This window comes from Psychrobacter sp. G, assembly GCF_000418305.1.
Classification (GTDB): Bacteria; Pseudomonadota; Gammaproteobacteria; order Pseudomonadales; family Moraxellaceae; genus Psychrobacter; species Psychrobacter cryohalolentis.
This window is the reverse complement of the sequence record NC_021661.1, coordinates 2,810,525-2,835,465: the sequence shown is the minus strand read 5'-3', so window position 1 is coordinate 2,835,465 and position 24,941 is coordinate 2,810,525. Positions and strand designations below refer to the sequence as shown.

Genomic DNA, 24,941 nt, shown 5'->3' with positions numbered 1-24,941 from the left:
TAAATAAGCTTATTGAATGTCAAAGTAGTATAAAAAGCTATTATGCCAAATTATCTTTCATAAACTCTAGCATATTGTCCCAGCTCTGTTTAGCCGCCGTCTCGTTGTAACCAAGATCTACTTCATTTTTCGCTGCACGCTCATCGGCATGTGGGTTGGTAAAGCCATGCTTAGCACCATCATAAACATCAATAGTGTAATCAACGTTCGCCGCATCTAGCTCTGACTTAAGACCTTCTATCGCATCCATAGATACCATAGAGTCATCACGACCATGAGCAACCAATACTTTAGCAGTGAACTGCTCATCGGCAGGCTGCTTCGGTGATGGGTTGCCGTGGAAGGTAGCGACTGCTTTTAATGGCATACCTTCGCGCGCCATATCAAGGACGATTTTGCCACCAAAGCAATAGCCAATTGCACCTAACTTATCGCTATCAACGGCTAGTTGATCACTAAAGTCATTGAGAATCAAACGGCAGCGCGCCATTAGCATATCTTGATCGGCTAATACTTGCTCCATCCACATATTTGCTTGTGCAGCATCAGAAGTCAGTTTACCTTCACCGTATACGTCCATAGCGACCGCGGCGTAGCCTGCTTTTGCTAAGCGTTCAGTGACATTCTTTGGATGCTCGACTACGCCCCACCATTCGGGCGCGACCAAAATGCCAGCGACAGGATTATCATCTGTCGCATTTTCTGGTAATGCGACATAGCTAATCAATTGAATACCATTTTCAGTGGTACTGATTAATTCAAACGTCTTAATTGACATAGTGTTGTCCTTTTTTAGGTAATGAAATTTACATTATAAGTATCAGATATCTGTATTTTTTGAGTGATCTATTTGCTGACCTTTACTACCATAACGCCCAACTTAGTCAAAAACAGCTATAATACTGTAACGCTCTTTGTCAAAATGATACGGCAGTTTTATGACCCTAAACTTGTTAAATAACGATAAATCCCACTTAAGAGCTGCTACGGACACGCCTTTATTATTTGAAGGTGGCTCGACTGAATCACTGCGCCCGCAGTTTTGGTCACGCTATACGCTAGCAGAATTAAACCCTAGCGAATGGGAAGCCTTGTGTGATGGTTGCGGCAGTTGCTGCTTGATTAAATATATTGATGAGGACGAGCAGGGTAATGTTGATGAAGATTTGGTGGAATATACTGATGTAACCTGCCAGCTAATGGACTGTGCGACTGGCTATTGCAGGCATTATGCGACACGCCAAGAGCATGTGCCAGATTGCATTCAGCTGACCATTGAAAATCTGCCAAATATGATGTGGCTACCGTCGCACTGTGCCTATAAACGCTTATATAAAGGTCAAAGCTTACCAAATTGGCATTTATTATTGACCCAAGATACAGTGGCAACCAAGCAACAAATGCGCGCTGCCAATGTCGGCGTAGCAGGGCGCTGCGTGACTGAGATCGGTATGGATGATGAAGAGATGGAAACGCGCGTGGTGAATTGGGTGAAGCCTTAACAATCTCTGATCTTTTTATTGTTGAAATTTTTAATCTCTTGTAGCAGTGATATTAATGGGAAGCTTGAGCGGCGGATTTAGCATTTGCTTCGGCAATATTTTGCGAATCAGCCAATGGCGGAATAGGAATGCTTTGTCGAATTTGTCGTGAAAATTCGCTGCCATGAATATCGCTGCTATTCTGAAATCCTTTAACCTTTGGATTGATATGGGTGCGCTCATACCAGGTATCCATCAACCAAGGTTGTTCTCTATTTTCGGGATTGGTATCTAGCATACCAGCATCATAAAGATAATTGGGCAACCAACCCGAGACCCAAATTCGGTAGTCCCATGGCAGACGATCATCACTGACCAGTCGCGCCATATAAAAGATAATATTGGTACAGTTACTGGTTAAAGTGTTGTACCACGCAGGCTTGGCATTGAGCTCATCAGCGGCTGTCAAATATGACTCAAACAATGCTTTGACTTCATGCTGCTGTAGATGGCTAATGGGAAATAGATACACCTGCTCACCGCGCGCGTTAGTACGTGTGTATATAATATCGCGCTCTTCAGCGGCAATCAGGCTCAATTCAAAACGTCTAAAAAATCCTGCCAATGCCGAAAACGATTCGCCATTTTCTTTACGAATCTCAAATGAAAAGGCAAGCGGTCGCTCATCTTCAAACCGAAAGCTCACCAAAGTATGAGCAATCAGTGGTCCCATCCAATACGAATTACTCACATCGATACCCGATAGTTTAGACATATCAATCGTGCGCGTCTCCCAGCGCTCTGTCGCTTCTGTGTCGGTATGCCAATCAAAATTTCGTACATTGGTGAGTGTAATCAGATTAGGATTGCTAGGATCGCGCCTATAAGTGACTCTTTCAGAAACTTCTGGCATCCAGTCACGTGATTGCTCTGCTTCAATAGAGAAAAACCAGCCAAGACCGATGAGCCAAAATGTCGTATAAGCGGCTATAAGGCTTTTAACAACAGTCTTTGCAGAAATACGTTTACTATTCACTTTCCTTATACCAGTAAGCCTGTTTATCAGTGTCTCAGCCATGCTTGTCCGCAAGCGAATGGCAAGCAGTGCTGCCAGTAGCCCAATGACAGTAATGGTTGTGAACCACGTGATAACTGATTGACCACCGAATTGATACCAAATCGCTAGCAATAGCCAAACCGCTGACAGTAACAGCGTTAGCGCAATAAAAAATTGCAGCAAATAATATCGCCACTTGGGTTTGGTTGGCTTAGATTTTAGTGGCTTACGATTTGATGGTTTATTCAATGTGCTATTTGCCTTGTCATTATTTAACTGATGATTGCCTAAGCCATTGTCTGAACGATGACCAGTTGAGTGCGACGAAAATAGGCGAGAAAAAAAGGCACGTAGCGACATAAGGTTTATTTTGCCTTTGTGTTGGCTTTTATTAAGAAAGAAACAGGCTTTGACCATAGCAAAAATTGCAACACACTGACAATACAATTTGAGTGAATTTGACGTTGAATGTCGCCAAGCCTTGCGATAAAGTAAACCTGATTAAGATGGATGATTTGTGCTTTAATATCCTCTTAATGATAAGCTGACTGTTTTATTTAGCCTTTTTATCCCCATCTATCATTTTTATGATTCTAATTGCCATTACATTAATTAAAGAGGTTAACTCACACCATCATGTCTGAAGATGCTCCAAGCCCGAGTAGTTGGTCGATGCGCGGCTTAAAACGCTGGCTATCGACCGCCCCCGAAACCCGAGATGAACTGATACGTTTGGTGCAAGACTCGCGCCAATTTCTAGAACCTGACACCGTGGATATGTTAGAAGGTGTGCTTGATTTGCCTGCAACACAAGTGCGTGAAATCATGACGCCGCGCCCGCAGGTGGTTGGGCTACACGAAAGCGCCAGCCTTGCTGAAGTCATGGACATCATCCTTGAAACCACCCATTCGCGCTATCCGGTTTTTGATAGCCAAGATGACGATGCGGTCATTGGTATTCTGTTGGCAAAAGATTTGATTCCTCTGTTGGTGCACATGGTGCGCGATGAAGAAGAGAAAATCAGTAGCAAGCGCTTAAGAGATTTGGTGCGTCAGCCACTCTATATCAGTGAAAGTGCACGCTCTGATACTTTGCTGCGTTCATTGCAGCGTACCCAAGTTCATATGGCGATTGTTGTCGATGAATTTGGCAATTTTGGTGGTGTGGTCACGATGGAGGATTTGCTTGAGGAAATCGTCGGTGACATCGTCGATGAGCATGATGATTTTGATGAAGACAGTGACATTAATAATATCGTCGCTGACCCTGAAAAGCCCAATACTTGGCGTGTGCAAGCTTCTACCGTGATTGAAGATTGTAACGATGAGCTTGGTTGTCATTTTGATGATACTGATGTCGATACCATGGGTGGCTTGGTCATGCAGACTCTTGGTCATGTCGGAGATTTAGAAGGTGAGAGCGTGGTCATAGACGATTGGCAAATCACTATCACTGATGTCGAAGGGCGTTTTATTCAAAATCTTGAGCTGACTAAAATTAATCCTGAACAACAAATCTTGATTGGCAGCCATTAAACACTTTGTTGAATAAGTTGAGCCTATTGATTAGAGCTATTAAAGATACGCTTAATAAAGGTCATAAGCATACAAAAAACACGATTGCGATCGTGTTTTTTTGTTTTTTAGCATTTGTAATCACTCTTTGGTCGATAAATTGATCGATAAAACACGCAAATTTACCCATTATTTTGGACAGACTGGTATTATGAGCAAGTTTGATTTTTGACGGCTGTATTGAGCATAATATGCCTGTTTTTATATGAAACGTCGATTGAATCATCAAGATTTGAAATTACTGAATAATAAAGTTTTGGATAACTGCTATGCGTCTGTCTACTGTTGATTTGCAAAAACGTCTAAACCCTGAGAAGCCAAAGGGCTTACCTCTGGTGCTGACGATATTGATTGCGTGGCTGGCAGGCGCAATATTTATATTTGCACTCGCGCCTTATGGCTTTTGGCCCGTGGCTTTGGTCTCTCCGGCGATTTTATACGCTTTATTATTGCCACAGATGAGTGGTAAGCGAGCATTTTTTATTGGTCAGGCTTATGGCACAGGGCTTTGGTGTGTGGGGGCGTTTTGGTTATATACGTCCATTCATGTGTATGGTGATACGCCAGTATGGCTTGCGCTGATTATGATTGCGCTAATGGGTCTGGGCATGGGGTTATTCCATGGCTTTTTGGCGCTGACTTTTAATCGGCTGGTTGGCAAGCAGCCGTTATCATTTGCCGCGCTATGGATATTGCAAGAGTGGATGAAGACTTGGCTGTTCACAGGCTTTCCGTGGCTGTTTGTTGGTTATGCGTTTACTGAGCAGTATTGGCTGTCGTCATTAGCACCAGTCGCGGGCGTGTTTGCTGTATCGTTTGTGGCCGTATTATTAGCAGCCAGTATCGTGGAGCAATTTCGCCGTCGCGGTGGTTATCTGATTGCTACGTTTGCGCTATTAATCATTAGTACTTCTTTATGGCTCATCAATCCACAATGGACGAAGCCAAAGGGCACACCTGATTTGTCGGTGTCGTTAATTCAGGGCAATATCCCCCAAGACTTAAAGTGGCTGACTGAATACCAAGTAGAGACGCTAAAAATATATGCAACTTTGACCAGTACAGAATGGGAACGTGATATTGTCGTATGGCCAGAATCTTCTATTCCTATGTTTCAAGATGAAGCGGTTGGTTTTATCAATGAAATGGTAAAGATGGCAAAAGAAACCGATACCACATGGGTCACAGGTATTCCTTATCGAGATCAAGCAGACTTTGATCCAAAAATAGATAAGTACCCGCCGTTTTATAATAGTGTGATTGCGCTTGGTAGTGACGCGGAAGGGATGTATAAAAAGCAGCGTTTGGTCCCTTTTGGCGAATATATTCCATTTGAGGGTATGCTAGATATCTTGCCAAATCTTGCCGGTAGCCAAGATATCATGAGCTATAGCCGCGGTAGTGATAGCCAATCACCGCTGCGTGTACGTGGGCATAATCTGGGCGCAGCAGTATGTTATGAAGTCGCTTATCCTGATACCACGCGCAAAAACGCTATCGATACTGACTTTTTATTGACCATCTCAAACGATGCATGGTTTGGCACTTCAGCGGGTCCGCTGCAACATCTACAAATGGTACAGATGCGCGCGTTAGAGAACGGACGCTGGTTTATGCGTGCGACCAATACGGGTGTGACCGCCATTATTGACCACAAAGGGCGTATTGTTAAACGTGCGCCGCAGTTTGAGCGTACCGTATTACGTGGCGATGTTCAGGCGCGTGTCGGTAATACCCCTTTTATGCGCTTTGGTAATTATCCTATTTTAATCGTGATTGCGCTGCTATTGTTATTGAGCTATCTTGGCAAACGATCGACGCCTCAAACACGTACGATTGAGTAATTACACTGTAAATATATGGTGGCTATCATGTTTTTCGATAATAAAACCTTTAATTAGTGAGGGTTTTAACAAATCGACATAAATTGCGATATAATAGCCCAATATTTTAAATATTTTGTGCAAGGTGGATAAGGTATGTCAGAACATATTGTCGAAAACAACCCTAAAAAAGAGCTATTGTTGACTTTAGGCGGTGTCGCCTTATTTTTAGGTATCGTCTTATTGATCGGTATTTCTGGTTTTTTGCGCCCAGCGGGAGAGCATATCACTGCTGAAACTATGCCAGCAGTTGAAGCAGAAGCACCTGCAACCGCAACCGAAGAGGCAGCAACTGCTACTGCACCAGCAGCAGATAATACCGCAGCGGCGACTGCTACTCCCGCGGATGCGACAGTGACTCCAGCAACTGACGCTGATAGTGCCGTTGTTAGCGCAGAAGCAGGTACAGCTACTGCTGAAGGTACAGTAAGTCAAGCGGCAGTTGCCGATGCTGATTTAACAGCAGAACCTGCTGATGGAGTAGCAGCGGAAACTACTGAAAAAGCGCCTGCTGCACAGTAATTTTGCTGTTTTAGAGTGTTAGTATAAATATAGCGATGAGCAAGCTGTCTATAATTAAGTCTCTCAATGTAGCGTTCAGTCTCTACTTAGTGGCATTGCCATTGCCACTATGATTACGACTCAGCACAACCATAAAAACCCCGTTCTCAATCATGGAGAGCGGGGTTTTTTTATGGTTGTTTGTGTAATTATTGACCAATTCTCTCTTTACTTGCTTCCGAGCAGGTGAAACAATATTGCGCCTATAAAACCACTGACTAAAAGAATTAGGAATTGGGGCATTATCTAAGTGGAATTTAAGGGAATAGATTTATGAATATAGAATCAAAATCAGAGGTAAGTGCTGCCGAATTGGCATCGCTAGAAAATGGCTTTATGGGACATCCTAAGCCGCTACGCCCGTTATTTTTCACTGAAATGTGGGAGCGTTTTTCTTATTATAGTATCCGTCCGCTACTGGTATTGTTTATGGTAGCGACTGTCGATAGTGGGGGTTTTGGCTTTGATGAAGTGACTGCCTCTGCCATTTATGGTATTTTTGCCGGTTCGTTGTATTTAGCAGCTGTACCGGGCGGCTGGCTAGCTGACAATTGGCTCGGTCAAGAGCGTGCGCTATGGTGGGGCAGTATTATTATTGCTTTGGGTCATTTGTGTATCGCGCTTTCTGCTATGTTCGGTATGACGCTGTTCTTTATGGGGCTCATCTGTATCGTCTTGGGTTCTGGCTTATTTAAAACTTGTATCTCAGTGATGGTTGGTGCCTTATATCCTAAGGGCGATTCGCGCCGCGATGGTGGATTTACTTTATTTTATATGGGTATCAATATTGGCGCGCTATTGGCAGCACTGATTGTGGGTGTATTTAAAGAAAAAGGGATGTGGCATATAGGTTTTGGCGTTGGTGGACTTGGTATGTTGGCTTCGCTAATCATTTACCGCTTTTCTGCTAAAAAGACGTTAAATCGTTATGCCAGTGCCAAAAACATCACCCCTGAATGGGAACAAACGACAGGACTGTTTAAAAACGTCGGTCAGTGGGTTGCAGGATTCTTAGCTTTGCTAGTTGCCATTGTGATTTTAGTATCCACTGGTATCATGCCATTTAACCCTGAAATGGTCGCAGAATATATGACTTATGTCATTGCTGCAGTGGTCATCTTATATTTTGCAGTAATGGCTATTTCACCAAGACTGGATAAAACAGATAAGCTGCGTTTGATGATTTGCTTTATTTTGATTATTGGCTCGACGCTATTTTGGTCAAGTTTTGAGCAGCAACCAACGTCTTTTAACTTGTTTGCCGATCGCTATACAGATCTAAATGTTTTAGGGTTTGAAGTACCCAGTATCTGGTTTCAATCATTGAATCCGTTGTTTATCTTAATATTAGCGCCTATAGCTAGTATTTTATGGGTCAAGCTTGGCAATCGAGGTCTTGAGCCAAGTAGTATGACGAAGTTTGCGCTTGGTATGTTACTTGCGGCTGCTGGTTTTGCCTTGATGATATTTGCATCAAAAAGCATCTTAACCGCTGATGGCGGCTTGGCATCACCTTTATGGTTGGTTGGTAGTCTATTACTACTGACGCTTGGTGAGTTGGCACTGAGCCCTGTTGGGTTGTCTGCTATGACGAAGCTTGCGCCAAAAGGTATGCAAGGGCAGATGATGGGACTGTTCTTTGCTTCTGTTGCACTTGGCAACTTAGTTGCGGCATTCTTTGGTGGTCATGTATCAGCAGATAAGATTGAAGGATTACCCGGATTGTTTACCACTATGACTGTCTTTTTGGTAGTAACGGCAGTTATCTTGCTATTATTGGCAAAACCTATCAATAATATGCTCAAAAAAAGCGAGCATGCGGATCAAGCCAGCTAGATAACCAGTTATTGATTAGATGAGTGGTCCAAGTCAGTGACTGATGATAAGACGTGTTACCATTATGGGTAGCACGTCTTATTTTTTAATTTAGCAAGATATTTGCCTAAGACCATTGAAAGCTGACTGTCCGCCCAAACATCTAAGAGTATTGTTCTTACTCTTACGCTTCATCAACCTTGTCTGATTACTATGCAAAATGACTTTGCCTAATATCATTTGCCTAATCTTTGTTATTTTTTAATTCACATGAAGAACCAAAGCAATTTCTCAAATAAGACGGCTATCCATAGTCGCCTCACGTTATTTTTTAAAAACTGTTTTAAATACTAATTTTTAAACACTCATAAGGAATTACCTAATGAATAAACAAGCCATTCATGATCGTATCGAGAGCTTACGTCAAACCCTAGCAGCACAAGACCTGACAGCGATTATTGTCCCTTCTGCTGATCCGCATCTGTCTGAGTATTTACCAGAATATTGGCAGGCGAGGCTTTGGTTGTCAGGATTTACCGGTTCGGTCGGTACATTGGTCGTTACCGCTGACTTTGCTGGTCTGTGGACCGACAGCCGCTACTGGGTACATGCAGCTGAGCAGTTGGATGGCACGGGTATTACTTTAGAGAAGCTAGCACCGGGCCAGCCAAACCATATCGATTGGCTCGCTGCGCACCTGGCGGAAGGTGATAGCGTGGCAGTCGATGGCAATGTACTGTCTATCGCTGAGCAAGATCGCTTGCTTGATGCCTTTGAAGCCAATGATATTACCTTAATTACTGAGCGTGATCTATTGACGGAAGTATGGACTGACCGTCCAGCATTGCCAGCAGCCAGTTTATATGTACATGATGCACAGTTTTTAGCGCAGTCTGCTATCGACAAACTTGCCGCAGTCCGTGCGGGTATGGCAGAGGCAGGGGCGACGCATCATTTGCTTTCGAGCTTGGATGATATTGCTTGGCTGACCAACTTACGCGGCGCTGATGTTGATTATAATCCTGTGTTTTTGGCACATATGCTCATTAGCGAAAACGACGCGACATTGTTTATTGATAATAATAAAGTCAGTAGCGAGATAGCACAAAGCTTGAAAGATAGCGGCATCGCAATTGCTGATTATGAGGCAGTGCAAGACGCATTAGGTACGCTCACAGCCGATGACTTATTGCTATTAGACCCGAGTAAAGTGGCAGTGGGTACGCTATCTAAAATGGCCGATGGCGTAGGTTTTATTGAGCAAATGGCGCCAAGTACTTTGCTAAAATCGGTTAAATCTGACGCTGACATCGATCATGTACGGGAAGCGATGCGTCAAGATGGCGCAGCATTATGTGAGTTTTTTGCCACCTTTGAGCAGCGTTTAGCAGACGGTGAGCGTTTAAGCGAGCTGGATGTTGATAGTATGCTGATTGAGGTACGTAGTCAGCAGCCACATTATGTGTCGCCAAGTTTCCCGACTATCGCAGGTTTCAATGAAAACGGTGCTTTGCCGCATTACCGCGCAACACCAGAAAAATTCAGCTATTTAGAGGTAAATGAAGGCGAAGGCGGACTGCTACTGATTGATTCAGGTGCTCAATATCAAAACGGCACCACAGATATCACGCGCGTGGTTGGCATCGGTCAAGTAAGCACGGAACACAAACGCGACTTTACCACCGTACTTAAAGCACATATTGCTTTAGCAAAAGCACATTTTCCTGATGGCATTGCCTCACCACTGATTGATGCGATTTGCCGTGCGCCACTATGGCAAGCTCAAATGGATTATGGTCACGGTACGGGTCATGGCGTTGGTTACTTCCTCAATGTCCATGAAGGTCCACAAGTTATTGCTTATAGCGCCAGTACGCCGAAAGAGCGTGCGATGAAGGAAGGTATGATATCTAGTAATGAGCCGGGTCTATACCGCGAAGGCAAATGGGGTATTCGTATCGAAAACTTGATGGTTAATAAACGTATTGCTCAGCCAGTAGAGACGGAATTTGGTAATTTCCTTAATTTTGAGACTGTTACTTACTGCCCAATTGATACGCGTTTGATTGAGCCATCATTATTAAGTCAAGTAGAGGTCGATTGGCTGAATGACTATCATCGCCAAGTATATGCAGAGCTAAAAAATCGCGTCGATGGCGCAGCACTTGACTGGCTAACGGAGCGTACGCAAGCCCCATAAATATTTACGGGGCTTTTTTAAGCAAGCATAAAAAAGCCCCGTAATATTTATGGGGCTTTTTTTTGTTCAGAGAATGCGTTTAGTTTTTTGGAAGATTACCGTTAGACAGAGTTTTGTCTTGCTCGCTTAAATGTTGAGTCATCTCAGCACGTAGCCAAGATTTTAGGTTTTCAGACATCAGCATCATCTGATCGCTCAAATAATCGTCAATCTGCATTTCAAGCTCATGAATTAAGTCTTTATGAGTGACGCTGAGTTTGGCATCTTTAACAGCTAAGCTGATCGCTAAACTGGCTTTATTGTTGATGGCGTTAATACTGCTATCATTTTTAATAGTGCTGTCATTTTTGATGCTGTCATCATCAATGGCGTTAGTATGTTCGCTAATCGTTTTACTATTAGCAATATGTTCCTCATTATCAGACTCATCATTGATGATAGTATCAACTTTATCGTCGATTTCTGTTTCATCTGCATCAGCTGTCTCTAGTTTTATAGCTGTTTCTAAACGATTTTTATCATCAGCAAACAGTGTCTCTTTTTCTGCTTCTTTTTGAGTATTTTCAGCTTCTTTAGGCTTATTTTTTTCTTCTAAAGCTTGTTCTTTTAACCTACTTTCCTTTGTTAAGTGAGCTTCTTCTTGACGTTTGGTCTCTTCTGCTGCTTTGATTTTTTGTTCTTCTTCTAAACGCTGTTGTTCAGCACTTGCCTGTTCTGCCGCTTGTTTATCAGCGATTGCCTTGGCGATAGCTTGCTCAGCTTCGTGATTCTCATAGAGATCATCAAGGTGTGCATCTAGGTCATGGGTGCTAAAAACAAAAGTTTCAAATGGCGTTTCAGCTTTCAATAAAGTTGTGATATCGGTGAGTTCTTGGATGATTGAGGCACGGATAGGCTCTGGTGCACACGTCCAGCGCTGATAAAACTGATGAGAAAATGAATAGCTTGACATGGTATCGTCCATAAATGTTGCAAAAATTACCCCTTATCATACGCAAGGATGATAAGGGGCTGCAAGTAGACAATCGTAGTAAATCTGCCACCAAGGTTACAAGGCCTCACTCATAAGCTTAATGCTTTAATCATTGAGTGGCCAGCGAGCAAATATCAGTGAACCATTGGTGCCGCCAAAACCGAAACTATTGGATACGGCATACTGCAAGTTCTCAACTTGGCGTGATTGATTGGCGACATAATCCAGATTGCAGTTATCCTCAACATTGTCCAAATTAATCGTTGGCGGTACTTGCTGATGTTGTAGAGCAAGAACAGTAAAGATGGCTTCAACGCCGCCCGCAGCGCCAAGTAGATGACCGGTCATTGATTTGGTGGAACTGACCAAGATGCTATCTTTTACAGGGGCAAATACCGTTTCAATGGCGATAGATTCGGCGACATCACCAGCAGGCGTGCTAGTGCCATGAGCGTTGACATAGCCTACGACTGACGGCTCAATACCGGCATCGTTTAAAGCATTACGCATAGCACGTGCTGCGCCACTACCGTCTTCTGGCGGCGCAGTAATATGACTGGCATCATCACTCATACCAAAACCAACCAATTCAGCCAGTATCGTCGCACCGCGCGCTTTTGCGTGAGCAAGACTTTCTAGTACCATGACACCAGCGCCATCACCAAGTACAAAACCATCGCGGTCTTTATCAAATGGGCGTGAAGCGCGAGTTGGCTCGTCATTGCGAGTTGAAAGGGCGTGCATGGCACCAAAACCTGAGATACCAAGTGGGCTTGAGCCTTTTTCACTACCGCCTGCTAGTATCACATCGGCGTCGCCATAAGCAATCAAGCGTGCTGCCAGACCAATTGCATGAGTTGCTGTAGTGCAAGCAGTGGACGTTGCAAGGTTTGGACCTTTTAAAGTATGTTTGATCGCTACCAGCCCTGCGGCCATATTGACGATAGAGCCTGGAATGATAAAGGGAGAGACTTTACTGGCACCTTTTTCACGTAAAGTATCACGGCTATTTTCGATGTTTTGAATACCGCCGATACCTGAGCCTATAATGACACCAAAGCGCTCTTGATCAACACCTTGTACCGGAGCGTCAGCAGCGCTTACTTCATTGATAAAACCTGCTTGCTGTAGCGCCATCGAGGAAGCAGCAACCGCATAATGCATAAAATCATCATAACGGCGTGCGTCTTTAGCATTCATATATTGCTTTGGATCGAAGTCTTTGACCACGCCTGCGATTTGCGCACGATAACCCGATGCATCAAAATGACTAATAGCGGTGATGCCGCTTTCACCTTTGAGTAGTTTCGCCCATGAGCTTTCGACATCTAATCCCAATGGCGTGACCGCGCCCATACCTGTCACGACAACGCGCATCGCATCAGTACGTTCAAAATGTGGCGGCTTATGACGTTGTTTTGTCTGAGCGGTGGCAATAGGGTTATTAACAGTACTATTCGTAGCTTGGTCGATAAGTGAGTCGTTCGGTAAACTGCTGTGCTGGCTCATTCGCTATATCCTATACTGACAGATCCTAAAAGGAGTGTATTTCTAAAGCCATTATAAAACACATAGGTGTACGCATGTAAACTAAAATTTGACCGCTCAGGCAAAACATACTTGTCCCAATACCACGCCTTTACTTGCGCCTGTCACGGCAGGCAAGTTACCGGTTTCACCCATAAGTGTTTGTCTTGCTAACCAAGCAAAGGCAACGGCTTCTACCCAAGTTGGCTCAAGTCCTAAGCTGGCTGTCGTTTCTACTTTGCATCGTGGCAGATGTACTTGTAAGCGAGTCATTAAGTAATTATTTAACGCCCCGCCGCCGCAGACATAAACAGCATTATTGCTACTAGCATTGATAAATAAATTGATTTGCGCACTGGCACTGATGGCGGTCAGCTCAGTAAGCGTTGCTTGTACATCGGCAGATGAGTAGCGAACATCAGCAGAAGCCTGGTCGAATTTTTGTAACTCATCTTGAAGCCATGCTAAGTTAAAATCTTCACGCCCCGTACTTTTTGGGTAGTTTTTCTTAAAAAATGGATGCTCTAATAGCTGATTCAGTAAAGGCTCAACGACTTGACCTGACTGTGCCCATGTACCGCCCGCATCATAATCCTTGTCCGTGTGCAATGTTGTCCACGCATCCAATAATAGATTGGCAGGACCGGTATCATAACCAACCACGCTATCAGATGGCTGATTTTCTGAGTGTTCATTAGAATCTACAAGGTCATTAGAAATCGCTGGCAAGACAGCGATATTAGCGATACCGCCCAAGTTTAATAACACACGCGTGCTATCAGGCACCGCAAACAATGCTTGATGAAAAGCTGGAACCAAAGGCGCACCTTGACCACCAACTGCCATATCACGGCGACGGAAATCACTGACGACGCTAATGCCCGTACGTTCAGCAATGATATTGGCATCGACCAATTGCAAGCTAAAGCCCAGTTGCGGACGATGGCGTACCGTTTGACCATGACAGCCAATCGCTAGTACAGATTCACTATCAGTATTTGATTGCTGCAATAATGTATTAACCACGTCGCTTGAAAATTCTGCATATTCTTTACTTGCCCAGCCAAACCAGTCTAGTTCGCTATTTGGTTCATCATCGGATGGCGTTAATGCTTGAATCCCATTAGGCTGACACAATGCTAGTAGCACTTCACGCAGACGCGGTGGGAAATCTTGGCTATGAGTCGCTAACACGTGCATCGGTTGTTGGGTATTATCTTTCTCACTGAATTGACAAAGAACCGCGTCCATACCATCTAAGCTAGTGCCCGACATCATACCTATATATAAGCCATCATCGAAGTTTTCAAACACCGTTTGTTCGAGCGCATCGGTCAAGGTGGCATAGTTTAAATCGTCCATACTATCTAGGCGGCTATCAAAATCATTATCTAAACTCAGATCTGAAAAATTATTATGCTGACTATCAGCAATCGATGCAGGGTTGGTCATGGCAATTTACCTTAAAAAACGCTAGTATATCTGTCAAATTCTAACATTTTTTGATGGCTACGAGATTCTAAATAGCCCAAACGCTTTACCCTTTAAATAAAGACAATAAAGAGAGCATCATGACCACCCAAACTTATACCCTAGAAGAACAACTAGCAATAATCCAACGCGGTACACAGGAAATCCTATCTGAAGAGGATTTGGTTAAGAAGTTGAAACTGAATCGCCCGCTACGTATCAAAGCAGGCTTTGATCCCACCGCGCCTGACCTACATTTGGGTCATACCGTATTGATTAATAAGCTGAAGCATTTTCAAGATTTGGGTCATGAGATTTACTTTTTAATCGGTGATTATACCGCCAAGATAGGTGATCCTTCTGGCAAAAATAGCACGCGTCCGCCATTGACCGATGAGCAAATCAAAGTCAACGCGCAGACTTATGCTGAGCAAGTATTTAAAATTCTAGATAAAGAAAAAACCCGCATTGTCTTTAACTCTGAATGGTTCAAGGATATGTCAGCAGGCGATATGATTCAGCTTTCTAGCCAGTTGACTGTCTCACGTATGCTTGAGCGCGATGATTTCTCTAAACGCTACGCGGCGCAAACGCCAATTGCCATCCATGAGTTTTTATACCCATTGGTGCAAGGTTATGATTCTATCGCACTAAAAGCCGATGTCGAGCTTGGCGGTACTGACCAAACCTTTAACATCCTAATGGGACGCACCTTGCAAGGTCGTTACGGACAAGAGCCACAAGTTTGTATCACGGTGCCAATCTTAGAAGGGCTAGACGGCGTTAATAAAATGTCGAAGTCACTTGGTAACTATGTCGGCATTTATGATGCTCCGGGTACCATGTATCAAAAACTGCTGTCGATGCCAGATACCTTAATCCGTCGCTACTTTGAGTTTTTAAGCTTTAAGCCGATGGAAGAAGTCGAAGTGTTGATGGCAGAGATGGAAAACGGTCGCAATCCACAAGAAATCAAACGTATCCTTGCTGAAGAATTAATCGAGCGCTTCCACGATGCTGATGCCGCTGCCAATGCGCATAAATCAGCGGGCAATGTCTTAGCTGATGGCGAATTGCCAGTCGATTTACCAGAAGTGACGTTAGAGTTAGAAGGGCAGGACGCATTATTTATCACGCAGATATTAAACCAAGCAGAGCTTGCCAAAAACAGCTCATCTGCTAAAGATATGATTAAACGCGGCGCGGTAAAAGTAGATGGCGAAGTCGTCGATGCGGGCTTTAGCTTAACGTCTGGTCAGACAGTCGTTATCCAAGCAGGCAAAAAGGCTTACGCGAAAGTGACGGTGAGTGAGTAGATGGATAATATTGAATTATTCAAGAAAGTAAAAATTGGTTTTGAAGAGTTAACATATGATGATGAGGATAAACTAGATAGGTTAACTCGACAATTAAATATGCTTATCAAAAATATTCATGGCAGTAATTCTAACTATTTAGAAGAGTTGATGCGTATCAATTATTTGTCAATTTCGCTTTATGCCAACAGAGATGAAGATATCGCTTGTTGGAAATCAGGGAGAAGGAGTGCTATTAACTTAATAGACACCATGATCGAAGAGCTCTCATTATTTTCTAATAGTGGAAGTTCTAACTTACAAGGAAGTAAAAATTTAGATTATTCAAAAGTCTTTATCGTTCATGGACACGATGATGGCGCTATAGATAAAGTAGCAAGGTTTGTAGGGAAACTAGGTTTTGAAGCTATTATTCTTCAGGAGCAGAGCAGTTCTGGAGATACAATCATAGAGAAAATTATAAGATATTCAGATGTTGGTTTTGGAATAGTTCTTTATACCGAATGCGACATTGGTGGTGTCAAAGCTGATCCACAAACTCTTAATCCAAGAGCTAGACAGAACGTTGTTTTTGAACATGGATTTTTGATAGGTAAAATTGGCAGAGACAATGTTGTTGCACTTGTCAAAGGCAATGTTGAAAAACCAAATGATATATCAGGTGTAGTTTATATTTCTTTAGATGAGTCAGATGGTTGGAAGGTAAGTCTCGTTAAAGAAATGATGGCTTCCGGTTACAACGTTGATATGAATAAATTTCTCTAGGAATACTATATTTATGAATCAAGCCATTCCCCAAGGTATCTACCGCCATTACAAAGGCAGCCTTTACCAAGTATTGCATACCGCGCAGCACTCCGAAACGGAAGAAGCGTTAGTCGTTTATCGCTGTCTCTACGGTGAGTATGGCGTTTGGGTAAGACCGTTAATGATGTTTTCTGAAACTGTCACGGTAGATGGTAAGCAGTTACCTCGATTTGAGTTGATTAAAGCCTTGGCTGATTAAACCTAAAAATTTTCTGATAACTTATAATCAAAAAAAGCGACCATTCAAGGTCGCTTTCTTGTTTATATACAAAATTCATTAGCTGTCTAAAAAAGCAATTAAAGCTTCATTAAACTCTTTAGCATGCGTCACATTGATACCGTGCGGGCCGCCTTCAACGATATGAAGTTGACTATCTGCAATCATTTCGTGCGAACGCTGACCACTGACCTCTAACGGTACGATTTGATCTGCATCGCCATGAATGACCAAAGTTGGTACATCAAATGCTTTTAAGTCATCACGGAAATCGGTATAGCTAAAAGCTTTGACACAATCGTAGCTAGCTTTGGCGGAGGCAAATGCAGCAATATCACGGTTATATAAGCGTAATGGTTTACTAACTAATAACGTGCCGTCTTTTGGGGTAAAGAACTTCTTAGTAAAATCATTTAGGAAGGCAATACGGTCACCGCTGACACCATCTAAGAATTCCTTAATATCTTGCTTTTCTAGACCACCTTCAGGATTGTCATCTGTTTTATATAAATAAGGCGGCACAGCAGAGGCTAATACTGCTTTACTGACACGCTCAGAACCATATTCCCCAAGATAACGTGCCACTTCGCCGCCGCCCATAGAGAAGCCGACGATAGTAGCATTTGTTAAATCTAGCTCATCCATCAAGGCTTTTAAATCTTGTGCCAAAGTATCGTAATCATAACCATTCCATGGCTGGGAGGATTTCCCAAAACCACGTCTATCATACGTAATCACTTGATAACCAGCCTCAACCAGCGCAGGAAGTTGTGACTCCCATGCCCGTCCGCTTAATGGCCAACCATGAATTAACACGACAGGTTTGCCGGTACCTTGGATTTCGTAATACAGTTCGACAGGTTGCTCGTTTTGTGTTGCAACTTTTACATATGGCATGTTCAGATCCTTTTTATATTATTATAAAGTTTTTATAATGACGCACTTTTTTGATTTGGTTTTTGGTTAATGAAGGCGAACGTCAGCTTTTTAGTATAAAAGTAGGTTTGAGCAATTACTATGACGTGTTGTAAAGTTATAGTGTCAATTATAGAGTTTTTAAGTGACATCGTAATGTTATGCTTAAGTTTCCAAAAAACTCTTTAACACTTTATAAAACCCAACAGGTTCATCCATCGGTACTGCATGACCTGAGCGCGGCAATACGACCTCAGTTGCATTGGGTAGCATCTGGGTGACTTTTTGCTGCCACTTAGCATCGTAGAGTTTGGAGCGACCACCGATGAGGTTAACCACTGGAATAGTTACCTTTTCTATCGCGCCGCGAAAGTCATAGGGTAAGGTCAAATAGGCTTGTAAGCAGCGCATTTTATGATGCCAAATACTGTGGTCATAAAGCGCAAGTTTAGGGTCATTTTTATAGGTCATCACCTGTATAAAAGCTTTTGAGCGCGTGCGATTGACGGATAACAGAGAAAATAGCCGTTCGACATCCGTTGCACGGCGTTTCAGGGCAAAAGGCAGATGGGTAAAGCTTTTGATGTTAGCATAAGGCAAAGTCTTATCAATCACCTCATGAAAGATATCGAATACTTCTTGCTGGCGCGTGCCAAACAAGCCACCTTGCCAATCAGGTTGATTATGGCTAGCAGGACTTTGGTCAATATTCAAATAGCGGCTGACTCTTTCGCCACCATAACGTTCAAAGTATGCCCACATCACTTGCGCGCCCATCGAAATAGCGGCAACTGGCAAGGATTCTATATTGCGTGCTAAGCAAATTTGCTCGATGACGACACTGATATCATCGGCATACTGGCGCACAAAATCAAACTGGTTCAGCTTGATATCTTTTGCCGCCCCAAACCCTCGCAAATGCGGTAGATAAAATGCGTAGTTGCCAACTAAGGGTAAAATAAACGGCAAAAACTCACGCGCATCCATACCATAGGCATGCAAGAGCAGCATGGGTTTACCATTTCCTATCACTGACACTGGTAGCAACGTACCGTCAGTCAAAGCAATATCAATTGTTTTCAACTGATAGTTAGCAGGCAGTTTGATTAAGTTTCTCTTCATAAGGCAATGCACCTTGTTTTCATTAAGCGGTTTTACCAAGTCGATTTAGCCGAAATGTATCGTAGCAAAAGTCTTTATCTCATTTCTAAAAGACTGCTATATTAAAATAGGTAACTGACCATAACATAAAAGCTGTTTAGGGTTAAAAGCAGTTAAGCGGTAAAAGTAGCGACTTGTCATAGACTGTGATCAATCGAATCAAACGTCAGCAAGTAAAATATAAGGATATTAAGGTATGAACAAGTCAAATTTGCCATTGCTTGATAGCAGCCTATATCCACAAATCTGGCAGCAGCAGAACTTTGCTAGTCCACAGACATTATTGATGGAGATGTTAACAGCAGATACCACACTAGACGCCGATGCTTTCACCAAGCAATTACTAGCCAATGATATTTATCAAGACTGGATTAATAGCAGCGTGTTTGGACGTTATTTACATCGTAATTTTACGGCGTTCTCTCAGCAAACAGAAGACAGTTTTAATATTGATATGCCTTCGCTGTTTCGTCAGGAATTGATGCGTCACGCGCAGTATTTACCATTAGAGCAGGTATTGTTTTTTGCAGGGGATTTACCAAAAAGTGTACGTCAGACAAAGGTGTTAATTACAACTATTAATCCTGTTACCGCCATCATTAATGCTCAGCAGCTAAGTGAAAAAGCTACCATCAATAATTCGATCACGATTATCAATCAGATAGTGATTAAAGGTAAACAAGTCTTAGGATTTCCGATACGACACAATAAACGCACTAGCGAGCGCTTGCGTAATGAAGTACTGATTTTAGATTTTCAAGAGTTGCGCTTGGTCAATGAAGAGAATGTCAGTAGCAAAAAAAGAAGCAACATAGATGCGACTATATTGCTTCGGTCTTATGAATTACGTTAATAGGCCAAACAGTCAGCTAAAATTTTAAGAGTCTTGCTTAGCAATCGTTAGTCCGTTATAAGTTTGCGCGACAGGCATGACTTCCAAGCGATTGACATTAATATGGGCAGGCGATTCAATCAACCATAATAAAATATCGCCGATATCATCGCCGGTCATGGTTTTAAAGCCGTCGTAAACCTGAGCGGCTTTATCGTCATCGCCGTGGTAACGCACGTTTGAAAACTCAGTACCCGCAACATTACCGGGCTCAAGGTTGGTCACGCGCACTTGCGTACCGATGAGATCCGCACGCAAATTTAAGCTAAACTGTTTGACAAAGGCTTTGGTCGCGCCATAGACGTTACCACCAAAATAAGGCCAACTTCCGGCAATTGAGCCGACATTAATGATATAACCGCTATCGCATGCGACCATAGCTGGCAAGACCGCGTGAGTCAGCGCCATTAAACCTTTAATATTGGTATCGGTCATACGCATCCAATCATCAAGACTAGCCTTGTGCGCAGGCTCTGTACCAAGCGCCAGTCCAGCGTTATTTACCAAGACATCGATTTGTTTAAAATCAGCAGGCAAATCTGCAATGATTTGCGGGATAGACGCTGTATCACTCACATCCATAACCACAGGTAAAAACGCCTCGCCCAAAGTTTCTGCCAAAGCATTGAGTTTGTCTAAGCGTCTGGCACAGCCAATCACACGATGACCTTTGGCAATCAAACGCTCAGCCAGCGCTTTACCGAAACCCGCGCTTGCCCCTGTAATCAATACGTTCATCTTATATCCTTATCATTGATGTTTTGTACATATGTCATGTTGTTTGAGACGACAGCTTGTCTTAGTTTATCTGCTTTGGCTTACTTATTAAATAATTGCTTACCAAAGATTTTATCGCCCGCATCGCCCAGACCTGGAATAATATAACCGTGCTCATCCAAATGACTATCTAATGCAGCAGTATAAATAGTCACGTCAGGATGTGCTTCATTGACTACACGGACCCCTTCAGGTGCCGCAACTAATACCAAGGCTTTGATATTGGTACAGCCGTTTTTCTTAAGCATTTCGATAGTTGCAACCATCGAGCCGCCAGTGGCTAACATTGGGTCAATGATAAGGGCTGGGCGTTTGTCCATATGGCTGACAAACTTTTCAAAGAACGGCACCGGTTGTAAGGTTTCTTCATCACGTTGCAAACCAACGACAGAGATTTTTGCCGTAGGAATCAAATCGAGTACCCCATCAAGCATGCCAATACCTGCACGTAAAATCGGTACGATAGTTGCCGTCTTACCGATGATTTGCTCACCAACGATTTCACCACACCAGCCTTCCATCGGAAAGGTTTCAATTTCAAAATCGCGGCTTGCTTCATATGCCATCAAGCGCGCAAGCTCTTTGGTTAATGTACGAAACTTATAAGTACTACAGTCTTTTTCGCGCATAAGGCTGAGTTTATGACGGACTAACGGGTGATCGATAACAGTGATTTTTAAGTCGCTCATAAGTATTCTCTTGGTTTTTTGGTCTGATGCTTGATTAGTATAAAAGATACAAACACTTACTGCACTTCAACCCTATATTTAGCCCATCAATAGTAAGCTTAATACTTTAACAAAAAGTAAGCCAAAGGCAATTATAACGAGCTCGGTTTTGTTTAAGCCGACTATGTTTGACTATATAGCGCTATAACAAATGAAGTAGTGTTTAACCCTGCTATGATAGCAAAAAAACCGCTTTTCTGATGAAGAATCTTATGACCAAAACCTCACTGAATAATCTCACCCATCCACAAAAAGCTGCTAACGACTTTGTGTGGACACAGAAATTAAAGACCGATAGCGCAAATATCGAAACCCATCCTTTTGGTCCTGTCCTACCACCTGATGCCACCGTCATGATGATGGGCAGTTTTCCGCCCACTGCCGATAAATGGGCAATGAGGTTCCATTATCCCAATTTTCAAAATGACATGTGGCGCATTTATGGATGCGTATTTTTTGATGATGCGGATTATTTTAGAGTAGGGGAGGAGAAACGCTTTGATCCTGAGCGCATTCGAGCCTTTATGTTTGAGCGTGGTATTGCCTCTTGTCCCACGGTAGTACAAGCGATTCGCGAAACTGGCAATGCGTCTGATAAAGACCTTACGGTCGTGACCACTGTCGATCTAGACACAATTTTGCCGCAAGTACCGAAAGTACAGGCGCTATTCACGACTGGTGGTAAGGCAACAGAGGTCTTACTGAACTTATTAGCTGAACCACCTGCCAAATCAAAGCATCCTAAGACCAATCAAAGTATGGGCTATCCTTATAAGTGGCAGGATAAAGATAATAAAAAATCTGATGTTAATAGTTTAACCTTATATAGACTGCCTTCTACCTCGCGCGCCTATCCTTTAGCATTAGATAAAAAAGTCTCTGCTTATAAAGACTTCTTCAAAAAGATAGGTAAGCTATAAAAGTGTTATATATAGAAGAAGCTATGAGGCTATATATAAGCACTAACTAAGGACAAGAATTGATTTTGGTAAAAGTAAAAGTACTTTCAACCCTAACTGACTGATAAATAGATGGTATTGATGATAAGGGTAGATAATCGCCAAAATATCGGGCAAAGCCCCTTGACCCTCTATAAAAAGCGAGTATACTGCCACCCAGTCGGAGAGGAAGGCGGATTGAGAGTGGTTTATCGCTTAGAGAGTTTAGCCAACCGAAAAAATTACTTTTAAGTTAACTCAAATTAAAATAATTTACTTCTTGACTTACTAATTAAAGCGTCTATAATACGCACCTCATTAAGACGAACCGGAAGCAGCTACTGTGTGATTACACAATAACTAACCAGTTAACTTAAAGAAACAAATTAAGAAAAGAAGTTGACAGACTATTAAAACATGATATGATGGTCAGCTCGCTAAATAGGATAAGCCAGATTGGTTTAGCATATTTAGTTAGAATACTCTTACTGGACGACAGTAGAGACATTATTTAAAAGCATAACTAAAGAACAACTTGTGTGGATTTTTGCTGATTCAGAATGCTAAAAAATAAAGTTGGTTGACTATCTTTTCGATAGGATTCTAACTATAAAAATTATCATTTAAGACAGTAAAAAAACTCAAAGTTAATTCATTACGAACATAATTTTTAGCGATTTTGCCAGATTAGATGAGCCAAGTTTAGTAGCCTCTTTAAAGGGTTACATAGCAAGATTAAACTGAAGAGTTTGATCATGGCTCAGATTGAACGCTGGCGGCAGGCTTAACACATGCAAGTCGAGCGGAAACGATGATAGCTTGCTATCAGGCGTCGAGCGGCGGACGGGTGAGTAATACTTAGGAATCTACCTAGTAGTGGGGGATAGCACGGGGAAACTCGTATTAATACCGCATACGACCTACGGGAGAAAGGGGGCAGTTTACTGCTCTCGCTATTAGATGAGCCTAAGTCGGATTAGCTAGATGGTGGGGTAAAGGCCTACCATGGCGACGATCTGTAGCTGGTCTGAGAGGATGATCAGCCACACCGGGACTGAGACACGGCCCGGACTCCTACGGGAGGCAGCAGTGGGGAATATTGGACAATGGGGGAAACCCTGATCCAGCCATGCCGCGTGTGTGAAGAAGGCCTTTTGGTTGTAAAGCACTTTAAGCAGTGAAGAAGACTCTTCGGTTAATACCCGGAGACGATGACATTAGCTGCAGAATAAGCACCGGCTAACTCTGTGCCAGCAGCCGCGGTAATACAGAGGGTGCAAGCGTTAATCGGAATTACTGGGCGTAAAGGGAGCGTAGGTGGCTCGATAAGTCAGATGTGAAATCCCCGGGCTCAACCTGGGAACTGCATCTGATACTGTTGAGCTAGAGTATGTGAGAGGAAGGTAGAATTCCAGGTGTAGCGGTGAAATGCGTAGAGATCTGGAGGAATACCGATGGCGAAGGCAGCCTTCTGGCATAATACTGACACTGAGGCTCGAAAGCGTGGGTAGCAAACAGGATTAGATACCCTGGTAGTCCACGCCGTAAACGATGTCTACTAGTCGTTGGGTCCCTTGAGGACTTAGTGACGCAGCTAACGCAATAAGTAGACCGCCTGGGGAGTACGGCCGCAAGGTTAAAACTCAAATGAATTGACGGGGGCCCGCACAAGCGGTGGAGCATGTGGTTTAATTCGATGCAACGCGAAGAACCTTACCTGGTCTTGACATATCTAGAATCCTGCAGAGATGCGGGAGTGCCTTCGGGAATTAGAATACAGGTGCTGCATGGCTGTCGTCAGCTCGTGTCGTGAGATGTTGGGTTAAGTCCCGCAACGAGCGCAACCCTTGTCCTTAGTTACCAGCGGGTTAAGCCGGGAACTCTAAGGATACTGCCAGTGACAAACTGGAGGAAGGCGGGGACGACGTCAAGTCATCATGGCCCTTACGACCAGGGCTACACACGTGCTACAATGGTAGGTACAGAGGGCAGCTACACAGCGATGTGATGCGAATCTCAAAAAGCCTATCGTAGTCCAGATTGGAGTCTGCAACTCGACTCCATGAAGTAGGAATCGCTAGTAATCGCGGATCAGAATGCCGCGGTGAATACGTTCCCGGGCCTTGTACACACCGCCCGTCACACCATGGGAGTTGATTGCACCAGAAGTGGATAGCTTAACCTTCGGGGGAGCGTTCACCACGGTGTGGTTGATGACTGGGGTGAAGTCGTAACAAGGTAGCCGTAGGGGAACCTGCGGCTGGATCACCTCCTTATAGATGGCATTCGGTCAGCAAGAATTCACAACAAGTTGTTCTTTAGTTTAAGCTAGTTTATTAGCTAGAGGTATATGCCTCGTACAGGCCTGTAGCTCAGCTGGTTAGAGCACCGTGTTGATAACGCGGGGGTCGGCAGTTCAAGTCTGCCCAGGCCTACCATTATTAGGGGCCATAGCTCAGTTGGTAGAGCGCCTGCCTTGCACGCAGGAGGTCAACGGTTCGACTCCGTTTGGCTCCACCACATAATAAACGAATCTTTAGATGCTAATAAATAAATAGGTATCAAATAGAAACAAGTGATTCGCCTTAGTAAAGGCAAGATTACTTCTTTCTGTTTTATACAGAATCTGTGACTCGACGAGAGCACAG

At 43.3% G+C, this 24,941-nt stretch carries 20 protein-coding genes, 2 tRNA genes and 1 rRNA gene; 14 read left to right on the top strand and 9 right to left on the bottom strand.

All coding sequences use genetic code 11. The features are described from left to right. Nucleotides 1–40: 40 nt before the first annotated feature. The gene (locus tag PSYCG_RS11870) at nt 41–778 is read right to left on the bottom strand and encodes a dienelactone hydrolase family protein (protein ID WP_020444394.1); all 738 of its coding nucleotides are present in this window, start codon (nt 776–778) and stop codon (nt 41–43) included. A 160-nt stretch (nt 779–938) separates the two neighbouring features. Here PSYCG_RS11870 and PSYCG_RS11865 point away from each other — a divergent pair, with 160 nt between their 5' ends. Further along, complete coding sequence (locus PSYCG_RS11865; RefSeq protein ID WP_020444393.1) at nt 939–1,502, top strand: YcgN family cysteine cluster protein; 564 nt, start codon at nt 939–941, stop codon at nt 1,500–1,502. 52 nt (nt 1,503–1,554) lie between these two features. Here the strand turns inward: PSYCG_RS11865 and PSYCG_RS11860 are convergent, their stop codons facing one another. Further along, nucleotides 1,555–2,898: a DUF4105 domain-containing protein gene (locus tag PSYCG_RS11860; protein WP_020444392.1), complete on the bottom strand. Its 1,344-nt coding sequence runs from the start codon at nt 2,896–2,898 to the stop codon at nt 1,555–1,557. A 276-nt stretch (nt 2,899–3,174) separates the two neighbouring features. Between PSYCG_RS11860 and PSYCG_RS11855 the strand changes: the two genes are divergently transcribed. The 5 genes from PSYCG_RS11855 (at nt 3,175) to PSYCG_RS11835 (ending at nt 10,572) form a co-directional block, all read left to right on the top strand. Next, nucleotides 3,175–4,074 (top strand): HlyC/CorC family transporter, encoded by a 900-nt coding sequence (locus PSYCG_RS11855; RefSeq protein WP_011514586.1) that lies wholly within the window; start codon nt 3,175–3,177, stop codon nt 4,072–4,074. Nucleotides 4,075–4,382: 308 nt separating this feature from the next. Further along, on the top strand, nt 4,383–5,957 hold the full coding sequence (gene lnt, locus PSYCG_RS11850; RefSeq protein ID WP_020444391.1) for an apolipoprotein N-acyltransferase: 1,575 nt from the start codon (nt 4,383–4,385) through the stop codon (nt 5,955–5,957). Between the two features lie 135 nt (nt 5,958–6,092). Next, nucleotides 6,093–6,518: a hypothetical protein gene (locus tag PSYCG_RS11845; protein ID WP_020444390.1), complete on the top strand. Its 426-nt coding sequence runs from the start codon at nt 6,093–6,095 to the stop codon at nt 6,516–6,518. Nucleotides 6,519–6,830: 312 nt separating this feature from the next. Continuing rightward, the gene (locus PSYCG_RS11840) at nt 6,831–8,393 is read left to right on the top strand and encodes a peptide MFS transporter (protein ID WP_020444389.1); all 1,563 of its coding nucleotides are present in this window, start codon (nt 6,831–6,833) and stop codon (nt 8,391–8,393) included. A 361-nt stretch (nt 8,394–8,754) separates the two neighbouring features. Continuing rightward, nucleotides 8,755–10,572, top strand: a complete 1,818-nt coding sequence (locus PSYCG_RS11835; RefSeq protein WP_020444388.1) for an aminopeptidase P family protein — start codon at nt 8,755–8,757, stop codon at nt 10,570–10,572. Between the two features lie 79 nt (nt 10,573–10,651). On the opposite strand, the gene PSYCG_RS11830 is transcribed toward PSYCG_RS11835, so the two are convergent. The 3 genes from PSYCG_RS11830 to PSYCG_RS11820 all read right to left on the bottom strand — a co-directional run bounded on the left by PSYCG_RS11830 (nt 10,652) and on the right by PSYCG_RS11820 (nt 14,524). Further along, on the bottom strand, nt 10,652–11,524 hold the full coding sequence (locus PSYCG_RS11830; RefSeq protein ID WP_020444387.1) for a hypothetical protein: 873 nt from the start codon (nt 11,522–11,524) through the stop codon (nt 10,652–10,654). A 126-nt stretch (nt 11,525–11,650) separates the two neighbouring features. Then, a complete protein-coding gene (gene fabF / locus PSYCG_RS11825) occupies nt 11,651–12,922 on the bottom strand; it encodes a beta-ketoacyl-ACP synthase II (RefSeq protein ID WP_051130977.1) in 1,272 nt (423 codons plus the stop codon). Nucleotides 12,923–13,150: 228 nt separating this feature from the next. Next, nucleotides 13,151–14,524, bottom strand: a complete 1,374-nt coding sequence (locus PSYCG_RS11820; RefSeq protein ID WP_020444385.1) for an anhydro-N-acetylmuramic acid kinase — start codon at nt 14,522–14,524, stop codon at nt 13,151–13,153. A gap of 119 nt (nt 14,525–14,643) precedes the next feature. On the opposite strand from PSYCG_RS11820, the gene tyrS reads away from it, so the two are divergent. From tyrS to PSYCG_RS11805, 3 genes are read left to right on the top strand one after another with little or no spacing between them, the layout of a single operon-like run. Continuing rightward, on the top strand, nt 14,644–15,858 hold the full coding sequence (gene tyrS, locus PSYCG_RS11815; RefSeq protein WP_020444384.1) for a tyrosine--tRNA ligase: 1,215 nt from the start codon (nt 14,644–14,646) through the stop codon (nt 15,856–15,858). Next, nucleotides 15,859–16,623, top strand: a complete 765-nt coding sequence (locus PSYCG_RS13270) for a TIR domain-containing protein (protein ID WP_020444383.1) — start codon at nt 15,859–15,861, stop codon at nt 16,621–16,623. 13 nt (nt 16,624–16,636) lie between these two features. After that, nucleotides 16,637–16,864, top strand: coding sequence for a DUF1653 domain-containing protein (locus PSYCG_RS11805; protein ID WP_020444382.1), 228 nt, complete (start codon nt 16,637–16,639; stop codon nt 16,862–16,864). A gap of 78 nt (nt 16,865–16,942) precedes the next feature. Here PSYCG_RS11805 and PSYCG_RS11800 read toward each other — a convergent pair whose 3' ends face one another. Continuing rightward, nucleotides 16,943–17,779, bottom strand: coding sequence for an alpha/beta fold hydrolase (locus PSYCG_RS11800; RefSeq protein WP_020444381.1), 837 nt, complete (start codon nt 17,777–17,779; stop codon nt 16,943–16,945). A 183-nt stretch (nt 17,780–17,962) separates the two neighbouring features. Then, nucleotides 17,963–18,919: an alpha/beta fold hydrolase gene (locus PSYCG_RS11795; protein WP_020444380.1), complete on the bottom strand. Its 957-nt coding sequence runs from the start codon at nt 18,917–18,919 to the stop codon at nt 17,963–17,965. Nucleotides 18,920–19,154: 235 nt separating this feature from the next. Between PSYCG_RS11795 and PSYCG_RS11790 the strand changes: the two genes are divergently transcribed. After that, the gene (locus PSYCG_RS11790) at nt 19,155–19,811 is read left to right on the top strand and encodes a hypothetical protein (protein WP_020444379.1); all 657 of its coding nucleotides are present in this window, start codon (nt 19,155–19,157) and stop codon (nt 19,809–19,811) included. A 24-nt stretch (nt 19,812–19,835) separates the two neighbouring features. Here the strand turns inward: PSYCG_RS11790 and PSYCG_RS11785 are convergent, their stop codons facing one another. After that, the gene (locus PSYCG_RS11785; protein ID WP_020444378.1) at nt 19,836–20,588 is read right to left on the bottom strand and encodes an SDR family NAD(P)-dependent oxidoreductase; all 753 of its coding nucleotides are present in this window, start codon (nt 20,586–20,588) and stop codon (nt 19,836–19,838) included. Between the two features lie 80 nt (nt 20,589–20,668). Next, the gene (upp, locus tag PSYCG_RS11780) at nt 20,669–21,316 is read right to left on the bottom strand and encodes a uracil phosphoribosyltransferase (RefSeq protein ID WP_020444377.1); all 648 of its coding nucleotides are present in this window, start codon (nt 21,314–21,316) and stop codon (nt 20,669–20,671) included. Between the two features lie 251 nt (nt 21,317–21,567). Between upp and PSYCG_RS11775 the strand changes: the two genes are divergently transcribed. The 4 genes from PSYCG_RS11775 (at nt 21,568) to PSYCG_RS11760 (ending at nt 24,813) form a co-directional block, all read left to right on the top strand. Further along, nucleotides 21,568–22,275: a DNA glycosylase gene (locus tag PSYCG_RS11775; RefSeq protein WP_020444376.1), complete on the top strand. Its 708-nt coding sequence runs from the start codon at nt 21,568–21,570 to the stop codon at nt 22,273–22,275. A gap of 755 nt (nt 22,276–23,030) precedes the next feature. Continuing rightward, nucleotides 23,031–24,569 (top strand): 16S ribosomal RNA (locus tag PSYCG_RS11770). Between the two features lie 85 nt (nt 24,570–24,654). Next, a tRNA-Ile gene (locus PSYCG_RS11765) sits at nt 24,655–24,731 on the top strand. Between the two features lie 6 nt (nt 24,732–24,737). Further along, a tRNA-Ala gene (locus PSYCG_RS11760) sits at nt 24,738–24,813 on the top strand. Nucleotides 24,814–24,941 lie beyond the last annotated feature (128 nt).